This is a genomic window from Atribacterota bacterium (assembly GCA_028703475.1).
In the GTDB taxonomy this organism is placed as follows: Bacteria; Atribacterota; Phoenicimicrobiia; order Phoenicimicrobiales; family Stramentimicrobiaceae; genus JAQVMU01.
In genome coordinates this window covers 1-22,287 of the sequence record JAQVMU010000015.1, presented here as the reverse complement: position 1 = coordinate 22,287, position 22,287 = coordinate 1, and the positions used below count along the sequence as shown (strand labels likewise).

Genomic DNA, 22,287 nt, shown 5'->3' with positions numbered 1-22,287 from the left:
AATATCATTTTTTTTGAATGAAATATTAAGTGGTGATAAAATGAAAATTAACATTCATTTTACCTGCTTTAATTTTCTTATCGGGAGACAAAATTAAGATGTGTGATACAATTGTAACCTTGGATTCAGCTTCTGAAGGAGGTATGACTCTTTTTGGGAAAAATAGTGATCGGGAACCTGATGAAGTTCAAAATATCTGTATTATTCCCAGGAGAGAGCACAATTCCAATGACACCGTTGACTGTACATATTTAACTATACCCCAGGTTTCAGAAACAGCAAGAGTTTTTCTGTGCAAACCGTTTTGGATGTTTGGTGCAGAGATGGCAGCAAATGAGCATGGAGTAATTATTGGCAATGAGGCAATTTTTACTAGAGAAAAACCGGACAATAAAGGTTTGACCGGTATGGATTTGGTTAGGCTGGCTGCTGAACGAAGCTCTACTGCAAGGCAGGCTCTGGAAATTATTATCAGACTTTTAGAACAATACGGGCAGGGGGGAAACTGTGGTTATCGTTTTAAATTGAAATATATGAACAGCTTTTTAATTGCTGACAAAAAAGAGGCTTATGTGCTGGAAACTGTAAAAAGATGGTGGGCATGGAAAAAAATTACTGATATCTGGAGCATCTCCAATGTTATTTCTCTGCAGCAGGATTATGATGAATGTTCAGAAGGACTAATAAAGAATGCAGTTGATAAAGGTTACTGCAAAAGCTCTGATAATTTTAATTTCCGAAAATGCTATTCCGATAAACTTATGACCTGGGCTGCTAATGGAGGCGTTAGAGAAAAATGTTCCCGTAAATTGCTTGAAGGAAAAAATAAAAGATTTACCATGAAAGATTTTATAGATATTTTGCGTAATCATGGAGATGGATCCCAATGGACTCCCAATAAAGGACCAGGAGGCACTATATGTTTACATGCAGCTGATCCACTTTTTAGAAGAACACAAACGGTATGTTCATTGATAGCCGGAATAGGTGAAGAGAATATGGTCTTTTACACAACCGGTGCATCCAATCCATGTATGAGCCCTTATTTTCCAGTTTTTTCTTGTAATACAGAATTACCCTCAGAATATAAAGAAGGAAGTAAATATTATGATAAGGATTCATACTGGTGGGAAAGTGAATATTACCACCGCAAGGCTTTAAGTTATTATGATTCTGCTTTAGCTGTGATACGGCCTCTTATAAACAACTACGAAAAAGAAATGTTATCAAAAACCGAAGGCAGCGGAATAAATGTTAATCAAAATACTGTTGATAACTATTTTTTAAAAGCCAGGGATATAGTCAGAGACTGGGGTAATAGATTAGATAAATTTTCTTCTGTAAAAACCAGCTTCTATTACAGGCATTATTGGAATCATTATAATAAAATAAATGGTATTATTTTTTGATTCATAGCAGCTATAGAAAAAATATTCAAATTATATTTGACAAATAAATAATATCTTAGTAAAATGTCTAAAATTAATTTAGATAAAAACAACATAGAAGCCATTAGGTAATTAATTTGCTAAAGAGAGCCATGAATCGGTGTGAATATGGTAGCAGATATTACTGAAACTCACTTCTTGCTGAATTGAGATTATTAAATCTTAATAAATTAACAGCATAGTTGTTGATTTATTTACAATGAGGGTAGATATTTTCTACTGAAATAGGGTGGTAACACGATAAATTCGTCCCTATCCGAACCTTGATGTTTGGTTCGGAGGGACGTTTTTTTATTTATAAGGAAGTATGTCTAGGGTTCCGTTTTAATTTTTTGAAAAAAATTAAAAGGCTGGACCAAGTGGCATAAAATACGAATATTTTATAAGATACCAAATTCGTATTACACCGTGGGTAAAAAAGACCCCAGCGGAAGGTTCCTTGTTCGAATATAGGGACCAATCTGCCGGGGTATTTTACTATATAAAAACAGGTGGTATGTAATTATTGATAAGAGATTGAATAGAGGTGAAGAAATGAAATTAAGTGGAACTGAAATTATACTGGAATGTTTAAAAAGAGAGAAGGTAAAAGTGGTTTTTGGTATACCCGGAGCAGCAATTATGCCGTTATATGATATGTTTGGAAAGGTAGAAAAACTTCCTTTTAGAAATATCTTAACCAGGCATGAACAAGGGGCAATTCATGCAGCTGATGGATATGCCAGGGCTACCGGAGAGGTTGGCGTATGTATTTCCACATCCGGCCCCGGTGCAACTAACCTGGTTACAGGCCTGGCTAATGCTCATCTGGATTCAGTGCCTCTAGTTGCACTAACAGGGCAAGTGCCAACAAACATGGTGGGAAATGATGCATTTCAAGAAGTTGATATCACTGGTATTACAATTCCTATTACAAAAAATAATTATATAGCCAGAAAAGTAGAGGATTTGGCAGCAATTATCAAAGAGGCTTTTTATATAGCCAGAAGCGGACGGCCTGGTCCGGTATTAGTGGATTTGCCAAAAGATGTTCAATTAGCCGAATGTATTTTTAAATATCCTGACAGGGTAATCAGGAGAGGTTATAAGCCCTCTGTTAAAGGGCATATTAAGCAGATAAGACTGGCAGTGGAAAAGATTTCAGGTTCTACAAAACCGGTAATTATCACCGGAGGAGGTGTTATTAATGGCAATGCTTCAGATGAATTACAAAAACTGGCCTGTAAAACAAACATTCCGGTTGTTAATACCTTCATGGGTGCCGGAAGTTTTCCTGAAAATAATCATCTCTATGTTGGTATGCTCGGAATGTATGGACAGTATTTGGCAAATAAAGTTACCAGCAGTGCCGATTTGATTATTGCCTTGGGGACTCGTTTTGATGATAGAATTACCGGAAACCTGACACAATTTTGTCCAAATGCGGAAATAATCCATATTGATATAGATCCGGCAGAAATAGGGAAGAACATATCAGTAAAAATTCCCATTGTGGGAGATTTGAAAAATATTCTGCACCAAATGAACAGCCATATAGCAGAAAGAAAAAACACAGAATGGCTAAACGAAATAAGGGAAATTAAGCAGGGAATCTGTTTAAATACAGAAGACAATGATTCCAATTTAAGACCCAAATATATTATCAAATGTATTAACGAATTTTTTAAAGGAGAAGCAATTATCGTGACTGATGTAGGACAACATCAGATGTGGGCAGCCAATTATTGTCAATTTATTCATCCCCGAACCTTTATTTCATCCGGAGGTCTTGGAACGATGGGTTTCGGTTTGCCTGCTGCTATAGGTGCGAAAATCGGAAATCCGAAAAAACCGGTTATATGCATATCCGGAGATGGAAGTTTTCAAATGAATATACAGGAACTGGCTACAGCAATCTATAATAAAATACCTATAATTGTAATACTTATGAACAATGGTTACCTGGGAATGGTCAGGCAATTGCAGGAGCTATTCTGTGACAGGCGTTATGTTTCCACCTCACTTTCCGGAAACCCCGATTTCGTCAAGATTGTTGAAGGTTATGGGGGAACCGGGTTTAGGGTTAATAATAAAGAACATTTTTCTTCTATATTTAAAAAGGCAGTTGAGCTTGAGCAATTTGTACTGATTGACTGTCAGATACCCCAGGAAGAAAATAATTTTCCAATGGTACAGCCGGGTTCATCGATTAATAACATGATAGGAGTAGAAGAATCATGAAACATACTATCGCAATATTAGTGGAAGATCAGCCAGGAGTAATGGTACGTGTGGCTAGTCTATTTACCAGGAGAGGCTTCAATATTGAGAGCATTGCAGTGGGACATTCTGAAAAACCAGGCATTTCCCGTATGACAATAATTACAAGTGGTGATGAAAAGGTTTTAGAACAGATAACCAAGCAATTAAATAAATTAATTGATATTATACGTGTTCGAGACATCTCTCCACAGAATGTTATTGAGAGAGAGCTTGTTTTAGTCAAGGTACACACAGACTCACTCTCTGTTAGAGCAGAAATTATTCAACTGGTAGAAATATTTAAAGCCAAGGTTGTCTATGTGGAAAGAAATACCCTGACAATTGAAATGTCCGGAGATGAGGAAAAAATCAACGGATTATTGGAACTTCTGAAACCTTTTGGAATTATTGAGATTGTACGCACCGGGAGAATTGCTATTGCAAGAAGTAAAAAAAACGGATATCTGTAAATAATTATATAAAATTTAAATAACATTAATAATTATTGAAATATAAAAATAAAAAAGGAGAGAAATATGGCTGAAAAAATATTTATTTTTGATACCACATTACGTGATGGAGAACAATGTCCGGGAGCCTCTCTTAATACTAATGAAAAACTGGAGATTGCCAGATATCTTGAAAAGATGCAGGTGGATTGCATCGAAGCCGGTTTTCCAATATCTTCTCCCGGTGATTTTGAGGGAGTGGAGACAATAGCCAAAAATATAAAAAATTCTGGTGTTGCAGCTTTATGCAGAGCAACAGAAAAAGATATTAAATGTGCCTGGGATGCAATCAAGTTATCACAAAAACCAAGAATTCACACATTTATTGCCACCTCTCCCATACATATGAAATGCAAGCTGGAAAAATCCCCGGAAGAAGTATTAAGGGATGCCGTATATGCGGTTAAACTGGCAAAGAGTTTTTGTACTGATGTGGAATTCTCGGCAGAGGATGCCAGTCGCAGTGAGCCGGATTATCTGTATAAGATTTTTGAAGAAGTTATCAATGCAGGGGCTACTGTAATTAATATTCCAGACACAGTAGGATATTCACAGCCAGAGGAATTTGCCTTGCTTATAAAAGGAATCAAAGAAAATGTTTCAAATATCAATCAGGCAATCATGAGTGTTCATTGTCATAATGATTTGGGGTTGGGAGTGGCGAATTCATTGGAGGCATTGAAATGGGGAGTACGGCAAATTGAATGTACAGTTAATGGCATTGGGGAAAGAGCAGGTAATGCATCTCTGGAGGAAATTGTAATGGCTTTGCATACCAGGGAGGATTTTTACAATATGACTACTAATATTAACACTAAATATATTTATCCTACCAGCAAACTTGTAAGTAGATTAACGGGATTTGTAGTTCAGCCAAACAAGGCAATTGTTGGCAAAAATGCCTTTGCTCATGAAGCTGGGATACACCAGGCCGGGGTGTTAAAAGATGCCTCTACTTATGAAATTATGAAGCCACAGACTGTTGGCCTGGAAAGTAATCAACTGGTATTAGGAAAACATTCCGGTCGCAATGCTTTCAAAAGCAGGCTTTCTGAATTAGGATATGATCTGGATAAGGAAAAACTAAACAAATCATTTGGGCAATTTAAATTACTGGCAGATAAAAAGAAAGAAATTTATTCCGAAGACTTGATTGCTCTAATGTCTGAAGTGTTGATTGAGGATATAAAGGATATTTATGAATTAAAATATTTCCATATAAATACCGGAAATAGTATTTTACCGACAGCCACAGTAAGCTTAATGAAAGATGGCGATATTTATGAAGATGCTGCTTGTGGGGATGGGCCTGTGGATGCAGTCTTTAATGCCATTGACCGGATAACCGGTGTGAAGGTTAAATTAGCAGATTATTATATAAGAGCGTTGACAAGGGGTAAAGATGCCCAGGGAGAGGCAGTTGTTGAGATAAGAGATAATGGCAATTCCTTTGTTGGCAGAAGTGTTAGCACTGATACTTTAGAGGCAAGCACAAAAGCCTATTTGAAGGCTATCAATAAATTGATATCAAGGCAAATAGAGTGTAAAAATTTAAAATAATCATTTTAATAGAAAACCAGATTATTGCCTGATAAAAAATATCAACAGAAGAGGATAGAAAAATGGTTAAAAAATTAGAAATTATCGATACAACCCTTAGAGATGGGGAACAAATGAAAAATGTTAGCTATTCCCCTGAAGAAAAGCTGGCACTTACAAAAATATTACTGGATGATGTCAATGTAGACAAGATAGAGATAACAAGTGCCAGGGTAAGTGAGGGAGAAGAGGAAGCTGTCCAAAAGATTATTCAGTGGGCAAATGAAAAAAATTATTCTGAAAGAATAGAAATACTGGGATTTGTTGATATTAAAAAATCAGTTGACTGGATTGCAAATTCAGGGGGAAGAGTTAATAATATTTTAGCAAAAGGTTCAGAAAAACACTTGCAAACTCAATTAAAAAAATCAAAAGAGCAACATATTGAAGATATAAAAAACACTGTCACCTATGCCGGAAAAAGAGGTGTCATGTGTAATCTCTGGCTGGAGGACTGGTCAAATGGAATGATTAATTCACCTGAATACGTGTATTATCTGATTGATTGTCTCAGGGAAGAAAATATCAAAAGATTTATGTTGCCTGATACCCTTGGAATTTTACATCCTTCACAGGTATATGATTTTATTAAAGGAATGGTTTTAAGATATCCTGAACTCCGTTTTGATTTCCATGCCCATAATGATTATGGGTTGGCAACTGCCAATACCATTGCAGCAGTTGAAGCCGGGATAAAAGGCGTTCATTGCACAGTTAATGGGATGGGAGAAAGGGCCGGTAATGCCCCATTAGAGGAAGTAGTAGTGGGAATAAAGGATTTTCTGGAAATTGATACCGGAATTAGAGAGGAAGGATTATATTCATTAAGTAAAACTGTTGAGGCATTTTCTGCTTATCGTATCGCAGCGAATAAGCCAATTTCTGGAGAGAATGCCTTTACTCAAACAGCAGGAATACATGCAGATGGCGACAGAAAGGGAAATCTATATGCCAGCAGGCTTTTACCTGAAAGGTTTAATCGAAAAAGACAATATTCTCTTGGAAAATTAAGTGGAAGATCTAACCTGGAATATAACCTGGAAGAGATAGGCATCGAGCTTACTAAAGAGCAGAAGAAAAGTGTTTTGGCAAGAGTTATTGAATTGAGTGATAAAAAGAAAACTATTACAAATGCTGATTTGCCATACATTATTTCTGATATTCTGGATACCCCTGGTGAAAGTATTTTTAAATTAAAGGCTTACAATATTTTGACAAGTAAATCAACAAGACCGGTTGCAGTAATTAAAATGTTGTATCATGATCGTAAAAAAGGAGCAGAGATAGAGTTAGAAGAAATTGCCCATGGTGATGGCGGATATGATGCCTTTATGAATGCTATAAGAAAGGTCTTTAAAAAGATAGGTTTTAAATTACCATTATTGATTGATTATGTTGTTACTATACCTCCGGGAGGAAAGACAGATGCACTGGTACAGTGTACGATAACCTGGGAATTGTCTGATAATAAACAGAATATTATTACTAAGGGTGTTAATTCTGACCAGGTTTTAGCAGCAATTGAAGCAACAGAAAAAATGCTTAATATCGTTGCTTTGTTAAATAAATAAAATTTTTAGAAAATTTAGGAGGAAGATGTGGGAAAGACAATTACCGAAAAAATACTGCAATCTCATTGCAAAAAAGAAGATATAAAAATTGGAGATTTAATTAAGGCAAAAGTAGATTTTGCTTTTGCAAATGACATTACAGGTCCTTTAGCAATTCAAGTATTTAGAGAGATTGGAGCAAAAAATGTATATGATAAGGATAAGGTAACTTTTATACCAGATCATTTTACTCCAAATAAAGACATAAAATCAGCTGAGCAGGCAAAAATTCTCAGGGAATTCTCACAAGAGCAGGCTCTTACACATTATTTCGAGATAGGACAATGCGGAATCGAACATGCCATTATTCCGGAAAAGGGATTAGTCTTACCCGGCCAGGTAATTGTTGGTGCTGATTCTCACACACCAACCTCCGGTGCATTAGGAGCTTTAGCAGTCGGGGTAGGCAGCACTGATTTGGGTGCTGTATTGGCTACCGGTGAGATATGGCTTAAAGTACCTGAGACAATTAAGTTTATTTATAATGGAAAATTAAATAAATGGGTTGGAGGAAAAGACCTTGTTTTATATACTATATCGCAGATAGGTGTAAATGGAGCTAATTACAGAGTAATGGAGTTTGGTGGGGAGACTATTAAAGGGTTATCTATGGATAACCGTTTTACTATCTGTAATATGGCTATTGAAGCCGGCGGAAAAAGCGGCATAATCGAAGCAGATGATATTACCCTGGAATACCTGAAAAATAAAACAGATAAAAAAATTTCCTTAACAAAGAGTGACCATGATGCTCAATATGAGAAGGTAATCGAATACAATGTAGCAAATATTGAGCCACAAGTAGCTTTTCCTCATTTACCTGAAAACGGAAGACCTATCAGTGAAGTAGGTGAAGTTAGAATAGATCAATCGATAATAGGCTCCTGTACTAATGGTCATATTGAGGATTTAAGAATTGCTGCCCAAATATTGAAAAATCACAAAGTTGACTCTCATGTCCGACTAATTGTCATTCCGGCCACCCAGCAGATTTATTTAAATGCTATGGAAGAGGGATTATTAAAGATATTTATTAATGCAGGAGCAGTAATCAGTCCACCTACATGCGGTCCTTGTCTTGGAGGTCATATGGGTGTTCTGGCAAAAGGAGAAAAAGCCATTTCGACCACCAACCGTAATTTTGTAGGTAGAATGGGTCATCCGGAAAGTGAAGTCTATTTATCTAATCCGGCAGTAGCAGCAGCTTCAGCTATTACCGGAAAAATATCCAGTCCTGAGGAGGTAGTTTAATTATGATTATAAAAGGCAGTGTATGGAAATTTGGAGATAATATTGATACTGATGTCATCATTCCTGCCCGATACTTGAACACATCAGATGCCCGGGAGTTGGCAGCACATTGTATGGAAGATTATGACCAGAATTTTGTAAAAAAGATGAAGCCCGGGGATGTAATTGTTGCCGGAGAAAATTTTGGATGTGGAAGTTCCAGGGAACACGCTCCTCTTGCTATAAAAACAGCAGGTATTTCCTGTGTTATTGCCAAATCATTTGCTCGAATTTTTTATCGAAATGCTATAAATATTGGTTTACCTATCTTTGAGTCTGCTGAGGTAGTTGATAAATCAGAAGAGGGTGATAATTTAGAAATTACCCCTCAATATGGTATTATTAGGAATAACAGTAAGAATATTGAGTTTAAAATAAATTCTATGCCTGAGTTTATTCAGGAGATAATATCAGCGGGTGGCCTGGTTAAATACACCAGAATTGAGATGAAAAGGAGAAAACAAGGTTAATATGTACAATATTGCACTTATTCCCGGTGATGGAATTGGACCGGAAGTCATACAAGAAGGCAAAAGAATTGTTGATTTTGCCTGTCAATCTAATGGTATTGAGATGAAATGGCATGAATATCCTTTTGGGGCAGAATATTATCTGAAAACGGGTATTCTTTTACCGGATAGTGTTTTAGATGAGATTAAGGATATGGATGCCATTTATTTTGGTGCAGTAGGGGACCCTGCAATTAAACCCGGAATCCTGGAAAAGGAAATACTATTAAAGATAAGGTTTTTCTTTGACCAGTATATTAATCTAAGACCGGTTAAGCTTTTTCAGGGTGTTCCCAGCCCATTAAAAAACAAAGGTCCTGAGGATATTGATTTTTACGTTATAAGGGAGAACACAGAAGATTTCTATATTGGAACCGGCGGACGTTTTAATAACCGGCAGTATCAAAAAAGGCATAATTTGCACAGGGAATTATTTGATATGGATATCCAGCTTGATTTTCACCTTAATGAGCCGGAGGAATTTGGATATCAACTGGGAATCTTGAGTAAAAAAGGCTCAGAAAGAATAATGAAATATGCCTTCGATTTCGCAGAAAGAAAAAAATTGCACAAAGTATCCACGGTTGATAAGGTTAATGTACTTTCCGATATATATCAATTATGGAGAGATGTCTTCAAAGAAACAGCTGCAAATTATCCAATGATTGAAACGGATTATTATCTTATTGATGCCATGACCATGTTTTTTGTCAGTCAACCGGAAAGATTCAAGGTAATTGTTTCACCAAATATGTTTGGGGATATTATAACTGATTTGGGGTCAACTATACAGGGTGGAATCGGTATGGCAGCAGGGGCTAATATTAATCCTGAGGGTGTTTCCATGTTTGAGCCAATCCATGGCTCTGCTCCTGATCTGAAGAATAAATTTGTAGCAAATCCAATCGGGACCATTATTGCCGGAGCTATGATGATGGAGGAGTTGGGAGAGAATGAAACAGCATTAACTATTGAAAATGCTGTAATGAATATGTTAAAAAAGGGTACAATTAAAACAGTTGATATGGGTGGCAACAGCTCAACAAAGGCAGTTAGTGAAGCAGTTATGAAAGAATTAGCAGAAATCAGTAAAAACTGAGTCAGTAATTAATTGAGAATAATATAGTACTGTTATTTACTATATATTAAAACAGGAGAAACCTATCTATTGATTATAATTGGATTTATATTGAACATAATTGGGATTATCGGAGTAATTGTTCCAGCTTTACCGGGAGTTGTACTGAATTATTTGGCATTAATCCTTTTATATTTATCCAGAGGCCAAACAGCTATAAGTATTGATATGTTGATAATTTTTGGTTTACTGACAGTATCAGTTTCTGTTTTGGATTATATTTTACCTTTTTTAGGAGCTAAAAAATATGGTGCATCCAGAACAGGCATATGGGGAGCAGCTGTTGGAATGATTATAGGATTACTGTTTTTCCCTCCTTTTGGAATTATTTTTGGACTATTAATTGGTGCTTTTGTAGGAGAATTGATTGCCGGGAAAGACCAGTCACAGGCATTTAAAGCAGGATTTGCTACTTTTCTGGGAAGTCTTACATCGATTGTGGTAAAGTTACTTCTTGCCATAGCTATGGCTGCATATTTTATAATTCATTTATTTAACATATGATAAAAAAATTGCTGATTTCGATGACAAAGAAATAGGCTTATTATAATAATTTTTATATAAATCTTAAACAGGGATTTAAGAACAATTGATTTTTAAATCTTTACAGAATAAATTTTTCAAATCAATATTTAAAGGAGGATAGCTAAATAGATGGATAACACAATAAAAATAGGTATTATAATTTGTCATCGATATCACCGTTGCGCAGGTGGTAAGTGTTTAAGAGCTATGCGTAATAGAGAAGGAGCGTTTTCTATTTACCAGGGCCAGGAAATTGAACTGGTTGGATACACTACCTGTGATGGTTGTCCCGGAGGAAATGTAGAATATTCACCGGAAGAAATGAAAAAAAATGGGGCACAGGTTATTCATCTGGCAACCGGATTAGTGGTTGGTTATCCGCCTTGTCCGAGGATTAATCATTTTAAGAAATTTATTGAACAGCAATTTGGTTTAAAGGTAGTTATTGGAACTCATCCAATTCCACAAAAGTATTTTCTAACTCATTCTAAGCTACATACCTGGGATTCTACGGGCTGGCAAGAGATTATTCAACCCACGCTGGCGAATGAATCCGTCAGGCTGGCTTATAATTGATTAATGATTAATCATAATTTATAAGCTATTTTTTGAAATGTAGTGTAGCATGTTAGTTTGACACCGAAAATAAATAATAGTAAGATAGAAAAAATTATTTTAAAATTACATATAGTGTAATTACAAAAAAAGCAGTAAGTATATCTTTATTAACAGAGAGCCAGACAGAGGTGAGAATTGGCGCACAATATACTGAAAATCACTTTTTTGTTTTTTCATGTGTTTATATTACAATAACAGGCATAATTTTGAAAAAGTATTAATTACTAATAATGAGAGTGGCAAATAGATATGTGATTTTTTGCTAAATTAGGGTGGTACCACGGTTAGCCTTCGTCCCTAAAAGTTAGAAGCTTTTGGGATGAAGGCTTTTTATTTTTAATAACCAATAAAACAGAGAGGAGGTTAAATTAATTGAACTGATTAAAGAAACTATTTTAATAAAATCCAAAAGACAAAAAACAAAAATTGCAAGAAAGGAAAAGGAAAAAATAAAATGAAGAGATTTATAAGTGTATTATTTATAATTATTCTATTTGCAGTTATTTCTTTTTCAGGATTAGCTGCTGAAGCTGCAAGAGTAGTAAAATTAACCCATGTTGTTAATGAGCAGGATGCTTTTCACATATCTGCACTAAAATTTAAAGAAGTTGTAGAACAAAAGACTGATAGTGCTATAGTTGTTGAAATTCATCCTAATGCTGAATTGGGAGATGAGAGAACTTTATTAGAAGGTATGCAATTAGGAACTATTGATATGGGGGTAATTACTAACGGTCCAATTGCTAATTTTTTGCCGGAAATGGCAGTCTTTGAAATGCCATTCCTGTTTGGAACACCTGAAGAAGCTTATCATATTTTAGATGGTGAAATTGGTCAGGATGTACTGGGCAGACTGAGTGATATCAGAATGCATGGTTTAGCTTTTTCAGAGCGTGGTTTCAGAAATTTAACCAACAGCGTAAGACCGGTTAAAACAGCCAGTGATATTAAAGGGTTGAAAATTCGCTTAATGGAAAGCCCTTTATATGTTGATACCTTTAAGGCATTAGGGGCAAATGCAGTACCAATGGCCTGGACAGAGTGTCTTACTGCACTTTCTCAGGGAACTATTGACGGACAGGAAAACCCGATTGTTGTTGTATATTCATTTAAACTATATGAATCACAGGACTATATGACTATTGACAGGCATACATATGCCCCGGCAACTATCATGACAAGTGATAAACTATGGCAGTCATTGACAGAAGAGGAGCAGGCTATCTTTGAAGAAGCAGCAAAATTAGGGGCGCAGGCAGCAAGGGACTATAATAACAACAATGAAGCTGAACAACTACAGTTTGTTAAAGATAAAGGCATGATTGTTGAAGAAAATCCGGATTTAGACACATTCAGGGAAGCGGTAAAACCAGTATACGAGAAATATGGTTCTCAATTCGGTAGTCTTTTAGAAGAAATCCAGGAATCCCTGGCAGAATACCGTAACTGAGATTTATTAATATTTACCAAAAAAGCATCTTGCAGTATTATTTGAATTCAAATAATACTGCAAGATAGTTGATTATTTATATAAGGATTTATGATGGAAAAGATTTATTTGGAGTTTAAGAGAATCAGTGAAATCTTGAATGGTTTTATTAAGATATCAGCTGGTATTATGTTGATAATAATGACCATAGTGGTTACTATTCAAATTATTTTCAGAATATTTTTCAACGCCCTTTCATTTACAGAGGAAATATCCAGGTATTTATTGGTCTGGAGTAGTTTGTTTGCCGCAAGTGTTGCATATAAGCAGGGAGCACATATTGCTGTTACATTTTTAGTTGAGAAATTTAAAGGAAAATCAAAGAGTTCAATGGCAATTATTATAAATTTAGTATCTCTAATATTTTTTATGATTGCAATATTTTATGGTTTGCAGTTAATTAACATGCAGGTATTTCAAACCTCTCCGGCTTTATTAATACCAATGCGTTATGTTTATCTATGTATACCAATAAGTTTTTCAGTTATGCTTTTTCATAGCCTGGTAATGCTATGGGGAGAGGTTATTGGTTTATCAGGGAGGGTAAGTCCATGATTGCAATTTTATTATTTTTTTCTTTTATCTTACTTATATTAATGGGTATTCCCGTTGCTATTTCAGTTGCCCTGTCTTCGATAATAGTTTTGGCAATTGGCGATGTGCCTTTAGTTCTCGTTCCACAAAGGATGTTTGCAGGAATGGATTCATTTCCATTAATCGCAGTACCTTTTTTTATACTGGCTGGTGATTTGATGGCAGAAGGTAAAATGTCAAAATTGATTGTTAATTTTGCTGAAACTATTTTTGGATTTATGAGAGGCGGTTTATGGATTATCAGTGTTATTGCATCTGCCTTTTTTGCTGCTATTTCGGGTTCTGGTGGAGCAACTACTGCTGCTATTGGGACACCGTTAATTCCCGAATTAAAAAAACGAAATTATGATCCGGCATTCTCTGCTGCATTAATTGCCTGTTCAGGTGGTATTGGGGTTGTTATTCCTCCATCTGTCCCTATGGTGCTGTATGCATTAATTGCCAATGAGTCAATTTCCCGGTTATTTCTGAATGGTTTTATTCCCGGGGTTATGATGGCGGCTGCACTGATGTTTATGGCTTTACGGAAAGCAAATCAAGAAAATTATCCCAAAGGAAAAAAAATAATACTTAGTGAGGTGATGGATAGTTTTAAGTCTTCAATTTGGGGACTTATGACACCGGTTATCATCTTAGGCGGAATATTTTCAGGATATTTTACACCATCTGAGGCAGCTGTGATTGCAGTTGATTGGGCTTTATTTGTCTCCGTATTTATATACCGGGATAAAAATTTAAAAGATATTTTTAGAATATTCATAAAATCAGTTATTACTTCTTCTTTAATAATGCTTTTAATTGGTACTGCGCAGGTTTTTAGCTGGGTGCTGGCTAATTGGAATATACCTGCTCTTATAACTAATGCAGTTTTATCAATATCTGATAACAGATTAATAATTTTATTATTTGTTAATATTATTCTTTTACTTGCAGGTGTTTTCATGGAGACTGCATCAATTATTATTATATTAACACCGATATTTTTAGGATTGATGACTAAAATCGGGGTCGATCCTGTCCATTTTGGAATAATTATGACAATTGCCCTGGCTATTGGTATGTCAACACCACCAGTTGCAATTAACTTATATATTGCCAGTAGTATTTCCGGATATTCCATTGAAAAAATCAGCCGTCAGGCATTACCTTTAATTTTGATAATGATTTTTGTTTTATTGTTAGTTACTTATTTGCCATTATTTCTTCCATTAATTTTATAATAGTTTAGTGATTAGCCATAAAATGATACAAAATATATTTTTTTAATAAAGAAAGGATATGAATTATGGAAAAGGAAAGTAATATTGTTTCAAATGGTCCAAGTCGTGCTCCTCATCGCTCATTATTTTATGCAATGGGGTACAATAAAGAAGATTTAGAGAAGCCAAATATTGGTATAGTCAATGCTTTTAATGAGATTATACCCGGACATATACAGCTTAATGATATTACTCAGGCGGTAAAGATAGGCGTTGCTGCAGCAGGAGGTACTCCGATGGAATTTCCTGCAATCGGCATTTGTGATGGTATAGCCATGAATCACCAGGGTATGAAATATCCCCTGGCAAGCAGAGAGTTAATTGCAGATTCAATAGAAGCTGTTGCTATGGCACATCACTTTGATGGCCTGGTAATGGTAGCAAACTGTGATAAGATTGTCCCGGGAATGCTTATGGCTGCCGGACGTCTGAATATTCCTGCCATTTATGTTAGTGGCGGGCCAATGTTAACAGGTAAATGCAATGGTCAGGACTCTGATCTAAACACAGTTTTTGAGGCAGTTGGAAAATATAATCAAAAAGAAATTTCTGAAGAAGACTTACAGGAAATTGAGCAATGTGCCTGTCCTTCAGCTGGAAGTTGTGCAGGCTTATTTACTGCAAATTCAATGAATTGTTTAGCAGAAGCCCTTGGAATAGCCTTACCTGGCAATGGAACAATCCCTATAGGGTATGGCGCAAGAAAACAGCTTGCCAACAAGGCAGGAAAGGCTATTATGAATCTGGTAGAAAAACAAATTAAACCAAGGGATATAATGACTGAAAAGGCTTTTGAGAATGCCATTGCCCTTGATCTGGCTATGGCTGGCTCAACAAATACAGTTTTGCATTTACTGGCGATTGCCCATGAAGCAGGAATCAAGTTAGATTTAAAGAAGTTTGATAAATTAAGCCGTATTATTCCAATTCTAACTAAAATATCTCCCTCCAGTAATTTACATGTTACAGATTTATATTTTGCAGGAGGAATTCAGGCTATTTTAAAAGAGTTAGCTGATAATCACCTGATTAATACAGAGGAGAAGACTGTAACAGGCAAATCAATGGGGCAGAACATTTTATCAGCGATGATAAAGAATACTGATGTTATAAGAAAATTTAATAATCCCTATAGTACCGAAAGCGGGATTGCTGTACTGTATGGAAATTTAGCTCCGGATGGAGCTGTTGTTAAAGTATCGGCAGTCAGCAAAAAAATGTATTCCTTTGAAGGTTCTGCACGGGTCTTTAATTCAGAAGAAGAGGCCTATCAGGCTATTATCAATGGAGAAATTAAAAAAGGGGATGTAGTGGTTATTCGTTTTGAGGGACCAAAGGGTGGTCCCGGAATGCGTGAAATGTTAGCTCCTACTTCAGCTATTTGTGGTATGGGATTGGATAATGATGTTGCCCTTCTTACTGATGGAAGATTCTCTGGAGCGACCAGGGGAGCAGCAATTGGACATGTATCACCTGAGGCTGCAGAAAAAGGACCTATAGGCATGATTCAAAATGGAGATATAATTAAAATAGATATTTCAAATAGAGAATTATCGGTTAAATTGACCGAAGAAGAGCTTAAACAGCGTGAAGAAAAATGGGCTCTACCCGAAAGAAACATACCATCTACTTATTATTTAAAAAGGTATGCATATCTGGTTACTTCAGCCAGTACCGGTGCAGTTTTTAAAGAGGTTTAGATTAAATAAAAATAGAATTATATATACAACTAAAAAAGAGTATGAGAAAAATATTTTTCATACTCTTTTTTTTCTAAAGTTTTATCAGTAAATACTTATCTTAGATATATATCTCTGGTTCTCTTCTTTTTTTACTTAATTGTTTCAGTGTATTCTTGACTAAAACTGGTTTTTTAAAAATAACCTTTCTTGCATTATTAGGACAAAATTTTACACAGGCAAAACAACGAATACAGAGTTTATCTCTGCTTTTAAGGTTATCAGGGTCAATAGCATTGACCGGGCAGACTTCAAGACATTTTTTACATTTTTTGCAGAGAGCTGAATCAACAACGGGAGAATAAGCAAATGTTATTTCACTATGTCGGGGAAGCAACTTTCCCATTGATGAAATTTTTCCCTTGATATTAAGTTCAGGTAAATTTTCAATATTTTCAATAGACTCTATTTTATCTCTTATCAGGTTTCCAAAAGATTTTGCAATCTCTAAATCCTGGATATCCGGTCTACCGGCTGCTATTTTAATTTCTTTATATGAAAAAGAGTGTTCGCCTATAAATGAAGCTGCTGCAACTATTTTAAAACCCTGGTTGCGCATCATCTTATTTAACTGCTTTAAGGCAATCCCGCTGCTGATATTACCATAAGTAACTATTAAAACCATTGGGTTTCCATTTCCTCTTATTTTACTTAATGCCGGGTATAATAAATCAGGAATCCTCTCTTCATAAACCGGAATACCTAAAATTATGGCTTCCTCAGATTGAAGGTTAAGTCTAAAATTATGACGTTCCCCTAAAGAGCGTAAGTCTATATTTCTTTGTTCATTGACTCCCCAGCTTTTTGCTACTGTGCTGATAACATTTTTTGTAGAATCTGTAGGAGAAAAATATATTTTTACCAATTTATCAATAATCAACTTCATACCTCTTCTGAAATTTTTTGATCACTTTTTATATTGTAATGCAGACTATCTCTTTAGACAAGGGAAAAGCTGAGCAAGGTATTAAAAAATAACACATTCTTTTTCCTTATAGCATAAAGCTATTATTTTTGTTAAAATTGTTTTATCAGAAAAATTATAGATAAGACCAGGATACAGATTAAAATTATGAAAGATTTTACCAAAATAATTTAAAGGAGTCCAATATATGTTAGATTTATTAAAAAAAAGAAGAAGTATCAGGACTTTTAAAAACATAGAAGTAGAAAATGAAAAAATTCAGAAGATTATGCAAGCTGCCTTATTGTCACCGTCTTCAAAGAACAATAATCCCTGGAAATTTTTAATTGTTAAAGAGAAAGGATTATTGTCCGAACTTTCAAGGGCCAAAGACCATGGTTCCAAATTTGTGGGAAATGCACCACTGGTATTGGTAGTCATGGGAGACACGGAGCAGTCAGATGTCTGGGTAGAGGATTGTTCTATTGCTTCTACTATTATGATACTAACTGCCCGGAGCTTAGGCTTGGGAAGCTGCTGGGTACAGATTAGAAGAAGAGAGGATTCAAGTGGGTTGAATTCTGAAAAATACATCAAAAAAGTACTTGATATTCCTGATAATTTAAGAGTTTTATGTATGATTGCTATTGGTTATCCGGATGAAAAGAAATCTGAAAAACGCATACCTGAAGAAAAATTAAATGATATTTACTCCAGCAAATATGGAAATTTATGGGAAGATAATTTTTATTGATAATAACCAGGAGAAAAAATCATTATGTCAGAAAAATATGGTCTGGTGTTAGAGGGTGGAGGAGCAAAGGGCTCTTATGAAATAGGTGCGTATAAGGCATTGGAAGAAATGGGCATACAGATATCTGCAGTAACAGGAACCTCTGTGGGGGCATTGAATGGAGTAATGATTGCCCAGCATGAGGTTGAGAAAGCGTATAAATTATGGCATGATATCCACCCATCTCAGATAATGAAGGTTGATGAAAAAAAATTAAAACAACTTACTAATTTAGAAATCAAACCGGAAGATTTATCATATTATATAAAAATGATTGGTGAGATAATTACTGAACGCGGTATCGATGTTACACCTTTAAAGCAATTAATTAAAGAATATGTGGATGAAGATAAACTGCGAAAATCAGATATAGATTTTGGAATGGTTACTGTATCATTTACTGACCGAAAGGCATTAGAATTATTTGTAGAAGATATTCCTCAAGGTCAGGTTGCCGATTATCTTTTTGCAAGTGCCAATTACCCACTTTTTCGTTCAGCAAAAATTGGTGAAAAGATTTATCTTGACGGTGGAATTTATGATAATCTTCCAATTCGAATGCTGGTAGAAAAAGGTTATCGCTCTCTTATAACCATCCAGGTTGGGGGAATAGGCAGAAAAAGAAAGGTAAATCTGGAAAATCACAATGTAATTAATATTGAACCAAAGGAGTCGTTAGGGGGACCATTAAATTTTGATGCTGAAAGAGCGAGAATAAATTTAAAGTTAGGCTATTATGATGCATACCGGGCGATAAAGCATTTATCTGGTCAAATATACTATATCAAGCTTGAACAACAGGAAAATTATTTTATTGATTATTTCAGTAATCTTGATGAAGAAATAATCAAGAAAGTTGCCCGAACCCTTAATTTAAACAGCAATATTCCGCACAGCAGACTGCTCTTTGAGAAGGTGCTTCCAAAATTAGTAGAACTGTTAAAATTGCCTGAAGATAGTGATTATGGTGATATAGCACTTTCCCTGGCGGAAAAAATCGCTGCAGAACTTGAAGTGGAAAGGTTTAAAATTTACACTTTTGATGAATTAATTGACTGTATTGTTAAAAAGTACAGCAAAGAGAAGAGGGAAGATTCAAAAAAAGAGGGAAGCTTAATTTCTAAATTTGGCTTTTTATCACTGTTCAGTGGAGATAATGTTTTAAAAAAATTAGTACAAGACTTGTTAGATGAAAGATTGATTAAATCATTAAAAGAAGTACAGGAGCAGCAAGAGAAAGGATAAGGGGTGTATTTTGTTGAAAAATGAAAAAGAGTTTTTCCAAAAAGTGCTACTGGTTGATGTAAGTACAAGGTTTTACCGGGTAGACCGTTTTCCAGTAGGTGAATTTTTTGGTCCTACTGATTTAGGATTACATCTGGCGGGAAAATATAACAGTCTGAATATTGGTACCGGGTTACTGGCTGGTTCAATTTTCCCCGGTTCAAATCGTCTGTTTTTCAGTGGGTTTTCCCCATGCTGGGGTGGTTTTTATATTTCTTCAATGGGAGGAGCCGGGCTTGTATTTGATAATTTAGGGATAAACACCCTGTCAATAGTTGGCAGTGCAAGAACTCCTTCTGTTTTATTTTTAAACCGTAGTCATGGAGAAGAGATTAAAGTTGATGTTTTTCCTCTTGATTTATACTCTATCTGGGAAAGAGACGAGGGTGGTATTTATAGTTTAATGGAATATACATACAAGCAATATGGCTGTCATTATGAAAATGATCCTCGAATACTGGTGACAGGACCTGCCTCAGAAGTAACAGACTTTGGGGCTATCTGCTCAGTTCCCATTGAAGGCAGGAAACTAAGTTCTGTTGATACCTGGGCAGGAAGAGGCGGATTTGGCAGTAAAATGTTGCAACAGCATAATATTGCCGCAGTTATTTATGGGGGAACATATATAGATGAAGATTTCAGGGACAGAAATGTTGCTGACCAATGGTTTGAGAATAAATATAAAGAAAAAATGGCTGCCAAGGATATTGAAGCAACTACAAAATATCGTTTTGAAAAAAATTTTGGTACCGGTGGAACATTTGGTGTTAATTATGCAACTGTCAATGGCAGTATGCTTGCATTAAACTATCGAAGTATTTATATGCAGGAGGAAGAAAGGATTGATATCCATAAAAAGTATATTTTAAATCATTATTTAAAACAATTTAATGAGGAAACAATTCAGAAAAAATTACAAAAAACCTGTGGAGAGCCTTGTGCTGCTGTTTGTAAGAAAATGAGAGATGTTTACAAGAAAGACTATGAACCATATCAGGCATTGGGTCCTCTATGCGGTATCTTTGACCAGAGAGCTGCTGAGAAGCTGGTTCGGCAGGCTGATTGTTATGGATTTGATGCCATTGCAATAGGGGGAATCCTTTCCTGGCTGATGGATTGTCTTGACAGTGACCTGATTGAACCATCAGATCTGGGAATTAAGGACAAACCAGTGTTTACTATGAAAAATTTTTCAGTGGAAACTGATTCTATGCATAATGCTGATTTAGGAATTGTCCTATTAAATAAAATAATAAAGCAGGAAAATTACCTGGACTTAAGCCATGGAGCCAGAGAGTTAGCCAAGGAGCTAAGTCGATTTAAAGATAAAAGGATTATTAATCATTTTGTTTTTAATTCCTTTGCCGGCAAGGGGTGGATGGTTCCTAATCAATACTGGACTCCGGGTGTACTATCTCCAATGGCTATTATGGGTAAATATTATATGTTTTACGGTGATTCATTTATTCCCCCCAGAGAATTGGGAAGGATAAATGCTAAACGGTTAGAGCAGGAGCTGATATTAGATACTTTTGGTATATGCCGTTTTCACAGGCAATGGGCGGAAGAGATGGCACCGGAGATAATAGGCTCATTATTTGATATGCATGACCTTTTTTTAGAAAAGGTACATAAAACTGCATGCCATATTAATAGCCGTAATTCATCAATTTTTTGGGAGTCAGAAAGAAATATTGACTTTATCTATACTTTTTTAAAGAGAAAACAAGTTACAGGTGGTGAAAAAAGTAAAGAACTTGATTCCTGGATTAAATGTTTTGAAGAAAATTCAAAGACTGCAGCATTAAATTTCTGGTATGAAATACACAAGGGAATTACCGAATCATTACACTACATGGAATGCTAAATAAACATAATTTTAAGTATTTAAAAAAAATACCAGGCATTGGTATTTTTAAAAGAAGGTATTAGAACCTTGAACTAAAAAACGAGAAGTTTTTAAGATAATTGAGTAATAAAGGCGGTGAGATTATGAATTTTAAATCCTTATCTCATAAAATTGGTGAACATTTAAAAATAATTTCTCCTGAATGGGATTCAAAAAAAGCAATATTGGAGCTTTCCGAGGAATGCTATCCAGGTTGGGAACAGAGTGAGTGGATAGATTTTTATTTTAGCTATTTATGCGAAAAATATTTACCTAAAGAGGTACCGATGAGAGAAAAGGTATGTGGTACTACTTTTTTTGACGGAATTCAGGATTTTTCTCCCGATTTTATGGTAGAGAACCAGTTAAATGGATTCGGGCAAGAAAATAAAAAATCTTTTTTAAACAAAAAAGATTTTGATTTAGCTTACTTTAATTACCAGCACTGGCGTCAGATGGAATGGATAGAAAGTTATTTTAATTATATTTGCGAAAAAAGACTTTCAAAAACTTTACAGATGCCCGGCCCCTCTTATCAAAAGCATAGATTCAATGGTTTTCTTGAAATTCCCTGGATTTTTAAAGTATACATTGAAAATACAGGAAACAAAAAGATAATTTTAGCAGACGCTGAATTGATTACACAAGGATTGATAGAATTTGACAAAGTTGGCATAATTCTGGCTACTGGTATTGTTGAATACCCGAAGGAAGAAACCCCCGGAAACAATATCAATAGCAATAAAGGGCAAAATCAGTATGAGATGATTATGAAAAAGGAAATGCGCCAACACTCAGTTTTTCAGTTAAAGCATATCTATTTTATCCCTCTTTCCTCTGAATTAATCAA

19 protein-coding genes are annotated in these 22,287 nt (G+C 35.3%); 18 read left to right on the top strand and 1 reads right to left on the bottom strand.

Annotated features, from left to right (window positions below):
- Window positions 1-98: 98 nt before the first annotated feature.
- The 14 genes from PHQ99_03210 to ilvD all read left to right on the top strand — a co-directional run bounded on the left by PHQ99_03210 (window position 99) and on the right by ilvD (window position 16,529).
- Window positions 99-1,409, top strand: coding sequence for a C69 family dipeptidase (locus PHQ99_03210; protein MDD4288586.1), 1,311 nt, complete (start codon window positions 99-101; stop codon window positions 1,407-1,409).
- Window positions 1,410-1,982: 573 nt separating this feature from the next.
- The gene (ilvB, locus tag PHQ99_03205) at window positions 1,983-3,668 is read left to right on the top strand and encodes a biosynthetic-type acetolactate synthase large subunit (GenBank protein ID MDD4288585.1); all 1,686 of its coding nucleotides are present in this window, start codon (window positions 1,983-1,985) and stop codon (window positions 3,666-3,668) included.
- Window positions 3,665-4,159, top strand: coding sequence for an acetolactate synthase small subunit (gene ilvN / locus PHQ99_03200; protein MDD4288584.1), 495 nt, complete (start codon window positions 3,665-3,667; stop codon window positions 4,157-4,159). Before ilvB ends, ilvN begins: the two co-directional genes overlap by 4 nt.
- A gap of 48 nt (window positions 4,160-4,207) precedes the next feature.
- On the top strand, window positions 4,208-5,758 hold the full coding sequence (locus PHQ99_03195; GenBank protein MDD4288583.1) for a 2-isopropylmalate synthase: 1,551 nt from the start codon (window positions 4,208-4,210) through the stop codon (window positions 5,756-5,758).
- A gap of 62 nt (window positions 5,759-5,820) precedes the next feature.
- Window positions 5,821-7,368, top strand: coding sequence for an alpha-isopropylmalate synthase regulatory domain-containing protein (locus tag PHQ99_03190; GenBank protein ID MDD4288582.1), 1,548 nt, complete (start codon window positions 5,821-5,823; stop codon window positions 7,366-7,368).
- A 27-nt stretch (window positions 7,369-7,395) separates the two neighbouring features.
- The gene (leuC, locus tag PHQ99_03185) at window positions 7,396-8,658 is read left to right on the top strand and encodes a 3-isopropylmalate dehydratase large subunit (GenBank protein ID MDD4288581.1); all 1,263 of its coding nucleotides are present in this window, start codon (window positions 7,396-7,398) and stop codon (window positions 8,656-8,658) included.
- A 2-nt stretch (window positions 8,659-8,660) separates the two neighbouring features.
- On the top strand, window positions 8,661-9,167 hold the full coding sequence (gene leuD / locus PHQ99_03180) for a 3-isopropylmalate dehydratase small subunit (GenBank protein MDD4288580.1): 507 nt from the start codon (window positions 8,661-8,663) through the stop codon (window positions 9,165-9,167).
- Window position 9,168: 1 nt separating this feature from the next.
- Complete coding sequence (locus PHQ99_03175) at window positions 9,169-10,305, top strand: isocitrate/isopropylmalate dehydrogenase family protein (GenBank protein ID MDD4288579.1); 1,137 nt, start codon at window positions 9,169-9,171, stop codon at window positions 10,303-10,305.
- A gap of 69 nt (window positions 10,306-10,374) precedes the next feature.
- Window positions 10,375-10,848 (top strand): DUF456 domain-containing protein, encoded by a 474-nt coding sequence (locus PHQ99_03170; GenBank protein MDD4288578.1) that lies wholly within the window; start codon window positions 10,375-10,377, stop codon window positions 10,846-10,848.
- A 150-nt stretch (window positions 10,849-10,998) separates the two neighbouring features.
- Complete coding sequence (locus tag PHQ99_03165) at window positions 10,999-11,445, top strand: CGGC domain-containing protein (protein MDD4288577.1); 447 nt, start codon at window positions 10,999-11,001, stop codon at window positions 11,443-11,445.
- Between the two features lie 496 nt (window positions 11,446-11,941).
- Window positions 11,942-12,937, top strand: a complete 996-nt coding sequence (locus tag PHQ99_03160; GenBank protein MDD4288576.1) for a TRAP transporter substrate-binding protein — start codon at window positions 11,942-11,944, stop codon at window positions 12,935-12,937.
- 90 nt (window positions 12,938-13,027) lie between these two features.
- Window positions 13,028-13,531 carry a TRAP transporter small permease gene (locus tag PHQ99_03155; protein ID MDD4288575.1) on the top strand — a complete coding sequence of 168 codons (504 nt, stop codon included), beginning with the start codon at window positions 13,028-13,030 and terminating at the stop codon, window positions 13,529-13,531.
- The gene (locus tag PHQ99_03150; protein ID MDD4288574.1) at window positions 13,531-14,790 is read left to right on the top strand and encodes a TRAP transporter large permease; all 1,260 of its coding nucleotides are present in this window, start codon (window positions 13,531-13,533) and stop codon (window positions 14,788-14,790) included. The genes PHQ99_03155 and PHQ99_03150 overlap by 1 nt, the downstream gene beginning before the upstream one ends.
- Window positions 14,791-14,855: 65 nt before the next feature.
- On the top strand, window positions 14,856-16,529 hold the full coding sequence (gene ilvD / locus PHQ99_03145; GenBank protein ID MDD4288573.1) for a dihydroxy-acid dehydratase: 1,674 nt from the start codon (window positions 14,856-14,858) through the stop codon (window positions 16,527-16,529).
- A 100-nt stretch (window positions 16,530-16,629) separates the two neighbouring features.
- Here ilvD and PHQ99_03140 read toward each other — a convergent pair whose 3' ends face one another.
- Complete coding sequence (locus PHQ99_03140) at window positions 16,630-17,448, bottom strand: EFR1 family ferrodoxin (GenBank protein ID MDD4288572.1); 819 nt, start codon at window positions 17,446-17,448, stop codon at window positions 16,630-16,632.
- Window positions 17,449-17,680: 232 nt separating this feature from the next.
- Here PHQ99_03140 and PHQ99_03135 point away from each other — a divergent pair, with 232 nt between their 5' ends.
- The 4 genes from PHQ99_03135 to PHQ99_03120 all read left to right on the top strand — a co-directional run.
- Window positions 17,681-18,226 (top strand): nitroreductase family protein, encoded by a 546-nt coding sequence (locus tag PHQ99_03135; GenBank protein ID MDD4288571.1) that lies wholly within the window; start codon window positions 17,681-17,683, stop codon window positions 18,224-18,226.
- Between the two features lie 24 nt (window positions 18,227-18,250).
- The gene (locus tag PHQ99_03130; protein ID MDD4288570.1) at window positions 18,251-19,510 is read left to right on the top strand and encodes a patatin-like phospholipase family protein; all 1,260 of its coding nucleotides are present in this window, start codon (window positions 18,251-18,253) and stop codon (window positions 19,508-19,510) included.
- A gap of 13 nt (window positions 19,511-19,523) precedes the next feature.
- Window positions 19,524-21,416: an aldehyde ferredoxin oxidoreductase N-terminal domain-containing protein gene (locus PHQ99_03125; GenBank protein ID MDD4288569.1), complete on the top strand. Its 1,893-nt coding sequence runs from the start codon at window positions 19,524-19,526 to the stop codon at window positions 21,414-21,416.
- 125 nt (window positions 21,417-21,541) lie between these two features.
- Window positions 21,542-22,287: hypothetical protein (locus tag PHQ99_03120; protein ID MDD4288568.1), on the top strand; the 746-nt coding region annotated here is incomplete at its 3' end.

Bases quoted from the DNA above. Each gene is read 5' to 3' on its own strand.
- PHQ99_03210 (MDD4288586.1), top strand. From the start codon at position 99: ATGTGTGATACAATTGTAACCTTGGATTCAGCTTCTGAAGGAGGTATG.
- ilvB (MDD4288585.1), top strand. From the start codon at position 1,983: ATGAAATTAAGTGGAACTGAAATTATACTGGAATGTTTAAAAAGAGAG.
- ilvN (MDD4288584.1), top strand. From the start codon at position 3,665: ATGAAACATACTATCGCAATATTAGTGGAAGATCAGCCAGGAGTAATG.
- PHQ99_03190 (MDD4288582.1), top strand. From the start codon at position 5,821: ATGGTTAAAAAATTAGAAATTATCGATACAACCCTTAGAGATGGGGAA.
- leuD (MDD4288580.1), top strand. From the start codon at position 8,661: ATGATTATAAAAGGCAGTGTATGGAAATTTGGAGATAATATTGATACT.
- PHQ99_03175 (MDD4288579.1), top strand. From the start codon at position 9,169: ATGTACAATATTGCACTTATTCCCGGTGATGGAATTGGACCGGAAGTC.
- PHQ99_03165 (MDD4288577.1), top strand. From the start codon at position 10,999: ATGGATAACACAATAAAAATAGGTATTATAATTTGTCATCGATATCAC.
- PHQ99_03160 (MDD4288576.1), top strand. From the start codon at position 11,942: ATGAAGAGATTTATAAGTGTATTATTTATAATTATTCTATTTGCAGTT.
- PHQ99_03155 (MDD4288575.1), top strand. From the start codon at position 13,028: ATGATGGAAAAGATTTATTTGGAGTTTAAGAGAATCAGTGAAATCTTG.
- ilvD (MDD4288573.1), top strand. From the start codon at position 14,856: ATGGAAAAGGAAAGTAATATTGTTTCAAATGGTCCAAGTCGTGCTCCT.
- PHQ99_03135 (MDD4288571.1), top strand. From the start codon at position 17,681: ATGTTAGATTTATTAAAAAAAAGAAGAAGTATCAGGACTTTTAAAAAC.
- PHQ99_03130 (MDD4288570.1), top strand. From the start codon at position 18,251: ATGTCAGAAAAATATGGTCTGGTGTTAGAGGGTGGAGGAGCAAAGGGC.